Origin of the sequence: Kitasatospora sp. NPDC059803 (genome assembly GCF_042732255.1) — a bacterium.
In the GTDB taxonomy this organism is placed as follows: Bacteria; Actinomycetota; Actinomycetes; order Streptomycetales; family Streptomycetaceae; genus Kitasatospora.
The window spans coordinates 8241-13618 of sequence record NZ_JBHWIJ010000221.1 but is presented as its reverse complement, the minus strand read 5'-3'; the positions used below and the strand labels follow the sequence as shown (position 1 = coordinate 13618).

General features: G+C 75.1%; 4 protein-coding genes. 2 read left to right on the top strand and 2 right to left on the bottom strand.

Annotated features, from left to right (window positions below; all coding sequences use genetic code 11):
• Window positions 1–2029: FtsX-like permease family protein (locus tag ACFV6I_RS28540; RefSeq protein WP_380428378.1), on the top strand; the 2029-nt coding region annotated here is incomplete at its 5' end.
• A gap of 76 nt (window positions 2030–2105) precedes the next feature.
• On the opposite strand, the gene ACFV6I_RS28535 is transcribed toward ACFV6I_RS28540, so the two are convergent.
• Both ACFV6I_RS28535 and ACFV6I_RS28530 read right to left on the bottom strand, forming a co-directional pair.
• Window positions 2106–2978, bottom strand: coding sequence for a carbon-nitrogen hydrolase family protein (locus ACFV6I_RS28535; RefSeq protein WP_380428376.1), 873 nt, complete (start codon window positions 2976–2978; stop codon window positions 2106–2108).
• A 94-nt stretch (window positions 2979–3072) separates the two neighbouring features.
• Window positions 3073–3885: a phosphatase PAP2 family protein gene (locus ACFV6I_RS28530; protein ID WP_063348090.1), complete on the bottom strand. Its 813-nt coding sequence runs from the start codon at window positions 3883–3885 to the stop codon at window positions 3073–3075.
• 452 nt (window positions 3886–4337) lie between these two features.
• Here ACFV6I_RS28530 and ACFV6I_RS28525 point away from each other — a divergent pair, with 452 nt between their 5' ends.
• Window positions 4338–5309: a sigma-70 family RNA polymerase sigma factor gene (locus ACFV6I_RS28525; RefSeq protein ID WP_063348089.1), complete on the top strand. Its 972-nt coding sequence runs from the start codon at window positions 4338–4340 to the stop codon at window positions 5307–5309.
• The last annotated feature ends 69 nt before the right edge of the window (window positions 5310–5378 follow it).

The window sequence follows — 5378 nt, the reverse complement described above, 5'->3', positions numbered from 1 at the left end:
GCGGGGCCGGCGGCCCCGGCCCCACGGAGACCCCCCCCCGCCCGGCCCGCAGGCCGACCTGGAGGGCCGGGGCGCGCCCAGCCTCGCCGGGCGCCCCCTCGTCGGCGTCCCGGCCGGTGCGGTCGCCCAGTACGCGACCGGCGTCACCACCGCCCAGCTGGACGTCCGGGTCCGGCCGGACGCCTCGCGGGCCCGGACCGTCGAGGCGCTGCGCGCCGTCCTCGGCGACGGCGTCGAGGTGCGCACCCGAGACGCCTCCGTCACCGAGGCGACCCGGCAGAGCCGGACCCTCTACGGGGTGGTGCTGATCGCCGCGCTCTCCTTCGTGCTGATCGCGCTCGCGGTGGCGCGGATGGTGGTCGGCAACACCTTCACGGTGGTGCTGGCCCAGCGGACCCGCCAACTCGCCCTGCTGCGCTGCGTGGGCGCCGACCGGCGGCAGCTGCGCCGGCTGATCCGCCGCCAGGGGCTGCTGCTCGGGACGGGAGCCTCGGCGGCGGGCGTGCTGCTGGGGGTCGGCCTGTGCGCGGCGGGGACGGTGGTCGTCGGCACGCTCGACCTCGGCCCGGTGCACCTCTCGCTGGCGCCGGCCCCGCTGACCTGCGCGCTGGCCGGGCTGTTCGGCGTGCTGCTCACCCTGCTGGCCGTCCGCGGCCCGGCGAAGGCCGCGGCGGCGGTGCCGCCGGTGGCCGCGCTCGGCGGCACGCACGGGCCGGTCGGCGGGGCGGCCAAGGCCCGGGCGGCGGTGTGGACGGCGGTGCTGCTGTGCGCGGGGACGGCGCTGCTGGTGGCCGGCGCGGTGGCCCCGCCGCCGCTGTCGCTGCTCGCGGTCACCGTCGGCGCGATCGTCAGCTTCTTCGGCGTGCTGCGGCTCGCCGACCGGCGGCTGCCCGCCGTCGTCGGCGTGCTGGGCGGCCCGGCCCGGCGGCTCGGTGGGACGGCCGGGCGGCTCGCCACCCAGCAGCTGCGGCTCAACCCGGGCCGCACCGGGGCGACCGGCTCGGCGCTGCTGCTCGGCGTGACCGTGATGGTCGGCGCGGTCACCGCGCTGGAGATCACCTCCAACTCCCTGGTGCCGGCGGTGTCCGCGCGCCAGCCCGGGGTCTTCTCGGCGGTCGTCACTGGGGGCGGCGCGCTGCCCGCCGGGACGGTCACCGCGCTCGGTGCGCAGCGCGGGCTCGCCGTCACGCCGGTCCGCTCGGCCACCGTCGAACTCGACGGCCGGCCCACCCTGGTCGCGGCCGCCGACCTGGCCCGGCTCAACCCCTCGGCGGACGGCGTCGACCAGGCCGGGGCGCTCGCCGACGGCGCCGCGCTGAGCGGTCTCGGCGGCGGCGGGGTGCGCCGGGTCGGGGGCCCGGCGGGCGGGCCCGGCACCGACCTGCGGGTCGAACCCGGACGCAGCAGCCTGCCGCTCACCCTGCAGACCGGTGCGACGCTGCTGGTGACCCCCGCGACCCTGGACCGGCTCGCCCCCGGCGCGGCCGTCACCACGGTCTGGATCAGCCCGGGCGCGGGCGAGGACCGGTCGACCGCCCGCCGGGCGCTGGACCGGGCGCTCGCCGACCACCCGGAGGTGGCCGTCACCGACACCGGCGCGCAGGCGGAGACGCTGCGGTTGCTGCTGGACCGGATGACGACCGTCAGCATGACCCTGCTGTCCTTCTCGGTCGCCATCGCCGGGCTCGGCGTCGCGGCCACCCTGATGCTCAGCGTCAGCGAACGCGCCCGCGAGATCGGCATGCTGCGCGCCATCGGGATGTCCCGGCGGCAGCTGCGCCGGATGCTCACCCTGGAGGCGGTGCTGCTGTCGCTGGCCGGGGCGTTGGTCGGCACCGGACTGGGCGTCGGCTACGGCTGGGCGGCCGCGCGTTCGCTCACCTCCACGGTGGGGACGGTCGGCGGCCCGCCGGTGGTGCTGGTGCTGGCCGCACTCGGGCTGACCGTCCTGACCGGGCTCGCCGCCGCCGTCCTGCCAGCCCGTCGGGTCGGCCGGATGACCGTGGTGGACGCGATGCGGACCGCCTGACCGGCCAGCGCACTCGGCTCGGAGCGGCCGGGCCACCCCGCCTGCCCGGAGCGGCCGGGCACGGAGGTCGACCGGCTCAGGCCAGGGCGAAGAGCGCGCGCGGGGCAGTCGGGCGGGCGCTGGCGGCGGCCAGGTCGGCGAGCATGGTCTCGCTCTCCCGGGCGGCGCGCAGGACGGCCGGGTCGAGGTCGACGACGACGAGTTCGCGCCGGTCCTCGCCCGCCTCGGCGAGCAGCCGGCCGTCCGGGGCCCACACCGCGCTGCCACCGCAGGTGTGCCAACCGCCGGTGTGGCCGACGTGGTTGGCGAGCACCGTGTAGAGGGTGTTGTCGAGCGCGCGGGCGGGGAACCAGGTGCGGGACTCGTGGTGGCCGTGGCCGACGCTGAACAGCGCGCCGACCAGGTAGGCGTGGCAGCCGTCGAGTGCGGCGGCGCGGGCGTGCTCGGGGAAGCCCGAGTCGTAGCAGACGCCGAGGCCGAGCCGCCAGCCGTCCAGCTCCAAGGTGCAACCGGCCGCCCCGGGACGGTAGTAGTCGCGTTCGGCCTTGAACAGGTGCTGCTTGTCGTAGCGGGTGACGAGGCCGCCGTCCGGGCCGAGGACGAAGGCGGAGACCCGCAGCTCGTCGCCCACCTGCGCGGCGGCGCCGACGATCGCGGCGGTGCCGGTCTCGCGGCAGGCCTCGGCGATCGGCGCGAGGCGCGGATCGCCGGGCTGGACGGCGCACTTGAGCGGGTCGGTGCGGATCAGCTCGGGCTCGTAGCCGGAGAGGAACTTCTCGGCGAACAGCACCAGGCGGGCGCCGGCCGCGGCGGCCTCGCGGACCAACTCGGCGGCCTGGGCGGCGTTGGCGGGTATGTCGCCGGCCACGGCCTGGGCCTGGACGGTGGCGATCCGCAGTGGGCGCTCGGGGTGACGGAGGGCGGCGGCGGGGGCCGGGTCGGGAGACATGGCCGTCACGCTAGCGGACGGCTTCGGGCAGCCCCGGGCGGCCCTGTACCGGCCCTGGGCGGCCCCGGACGACCGTACGCGGATGCCGGTGGTCTCAGTGGACGGCCTCGTCCGGGTGGTCGGTGGCGGCGTCGCCCAGTGGATCGGTGCCGCGCGGCGACCGGACCGACGGCACGGTGATCCGCTGGACCCTCGGCCGGGTACGCCAGTTGACCCGCCGTACGTCGCGGGCCAGCGCGCCCGGTCGCCAGAGTTCGACGACGGCGGTCACGGCGCCCAGCACGAACCCGGCGGCCAGCCAGCCGGCGACCACGTCGCTCGGCCAGTGGACCCCGAGGGCGATCCTGGTCCAGCCGATGGTCAGCACCGTCGCCGCCGCCACCGCGCAGGCGGCGATCCGTCCGCGTCGACGGACCCGGTACCAGACCAGGCCGACCAGCACCGCGCAGGTGATCGCCGAGGCCATGGCGTGCCCGGAGGGGAAGGCCGGGCCGCCGGCGTGCGAGACCGGGTCGGTGAAGGAGGGGCGTTGGCGGCCGACGGCCAGCTTCAGCGCCCACTGGCCGCCCCAGCCGACCAGGGTCTGGGCGGCCACCCAGCCGGCCAGGACCCGGGCGCCGATCAGCCACAGCCAGACGGCCGCGATGCCGAGCAGGGTGCGCATCGTGACCGTGCCGCCGATGTCGGAGAGCGTCTGCACCGAGGCGGTCCAGATCCGGTGCTGCCGGGCGAAGGTGTGCAGTTCGCCGATCCAGCTCTGGTCGAGCTGTTCCAGCGGATGCCAGTGCCGGGTCACCAGGGCGGCCAGGAGGCCGAACAGCGCGGCACAGACCACCGCGAGCGCCGAATCCCGCAAGAGGCGGCGGTGACGCGCAGTGACGGTGGTCGAGCTGTTGGTCAGGTGCATGGCTGACACCTTCCCAGTGTCCCGGGCCGATCAGGACCACGGGTGATAGCGATTCGGCATCGTTTGTGGGGAGAACCTGCGTACGCCGGGGGCGGGCGCCAGTGGAAGGCAGGGATGGAAGGCGGGGGTGCGCGGGAACGCGCGTGCCCGTTCGCGGGTTTCACCCTGTACGGCGGCCGGCGGGGCGGCGGGCACGTGTGCGGGGCGTGACGGAAGTGCTCAAAAGCAGTCGCGAAAACGACACCGAAGGTGCTCGACCGGTCACCTAGTGTCCATAGCCGGGGTGAAAACCGGCAGCATACTGCATCACGGGGAAGAATCTGAGTAACTTGGGAATGTTGTCCGGATTCTGTTCGTTGGATCGTTACGTGTGAGCCCCGCGGGGCCCGCATTTCTTGCCCTCTCGGGGGGCAGGCAGGCAGACCTCGGCAATTCCAGCAAAGGGAGCAAGCATGGCCACCCGTGCCGTCGTTCGCGACAGGGCCGACCGGACTCGCGCGGCCCGCCCGACCAACCTTGAGGCCGACCGCGACCTGGTCGGTATGTACCTCGACGAGATCGCCAGGACACCCCTGCTCGATGCCGCCGAGGAGGTCGAGCTCTCACTGCGGATCGAGGCCGGCGTGTACGCCCAGCACCTGCTGGAGCAGGGCGTGTTCCCCGACGGCGTGAAGCGCGAGGAACTGGAGGCGATAGCCGAGGACGCCGAGCGCGCCAAGGACGTCTTCATCCGCTCGAACCTCCGGCTCGTGGTGGCGGTCGCCCGCCGGTACCCGCGCAGCGGCCTTCCGCTGCTGGACCTCATCCAGGAGGGCAACGCCGGCCTGGTGCGCGCCGTCGAGAAGTTCGACTACGCCAAGGGTTTCAAGTTCTCCACCTATGCCACCTGGTGGATCCGGCAGGCGATCACCCGGTCGATCGCCGACCAGTCCCGCACCATCCGGCTGCCCGTGCACCTGGTCGAGGAGCTGGGGCGGATCCGGCGGGTGCAGCGGGAGAAGTCCAAGGAGCTGGGCCGGGAGGCCGAGCCGGCCGAGATCGCGGCCGAGCTGGACACCACCGAGGCCCGGATCAAGGACGTGCTGGACTGGGCCCGCGACCCGGTCAGCCTCAACATGGCGGTCGACGACGAGGGCGAGACCCAGTTCGGCGACCTGGTCGAGGACACCGGGGCGACGTCCCCCGAGGACGCCGTGATGGTCATGCTCCGCCGCGAGGAGCTGGACGGCCTGATCGGGCGGCTGGACGACCGCACGGCCTCGATCATCCGCTCCCGCTACGGGATGGAGGACGGCCGCGAGCGCACCCTCACCGAGGTGGGCAAGCAGCACGGCCTCACCCGCGAGCGGATCCGCCAGATCGAGAAGCACGCGCTGGCCGAGCTGAAGAAGATCGCCGACCACGCGGGCTTCGAGGCCGCCTGAGAACCCGAGCAACTGCCTGCGGCTCCATCCCCGCCCCGGGCCCTGGTGCGGAGCACTCCGCGCCAGGGC

Excerpts from the sequence above, each read along its gene's own strand:
- ACFV6I_RS28530 (WP_063348090.1), bottom strand. The coding sequence starts at position 3,885 with ATGCACCTGACCAACAGCTCGACCACCGTCACTGCGCGTCACCGCCGC.
- ACFV6I_RS28535 (WP_380428376.1), bottom strand. The coding sequence starts at position 2,978 with ATGTCTCCCGACCCGGCCCCCGCCGCCGCCCTCCGTCACCCCGAGCGC.
- ACFV6I_RS28525 (WP_063348089.1), top strand. The coding sequence starts at position 4,338 with ATGGCCACCCGTGCCGTCGTTCGCGACAGGGCCGACCGGACTCGCGCG.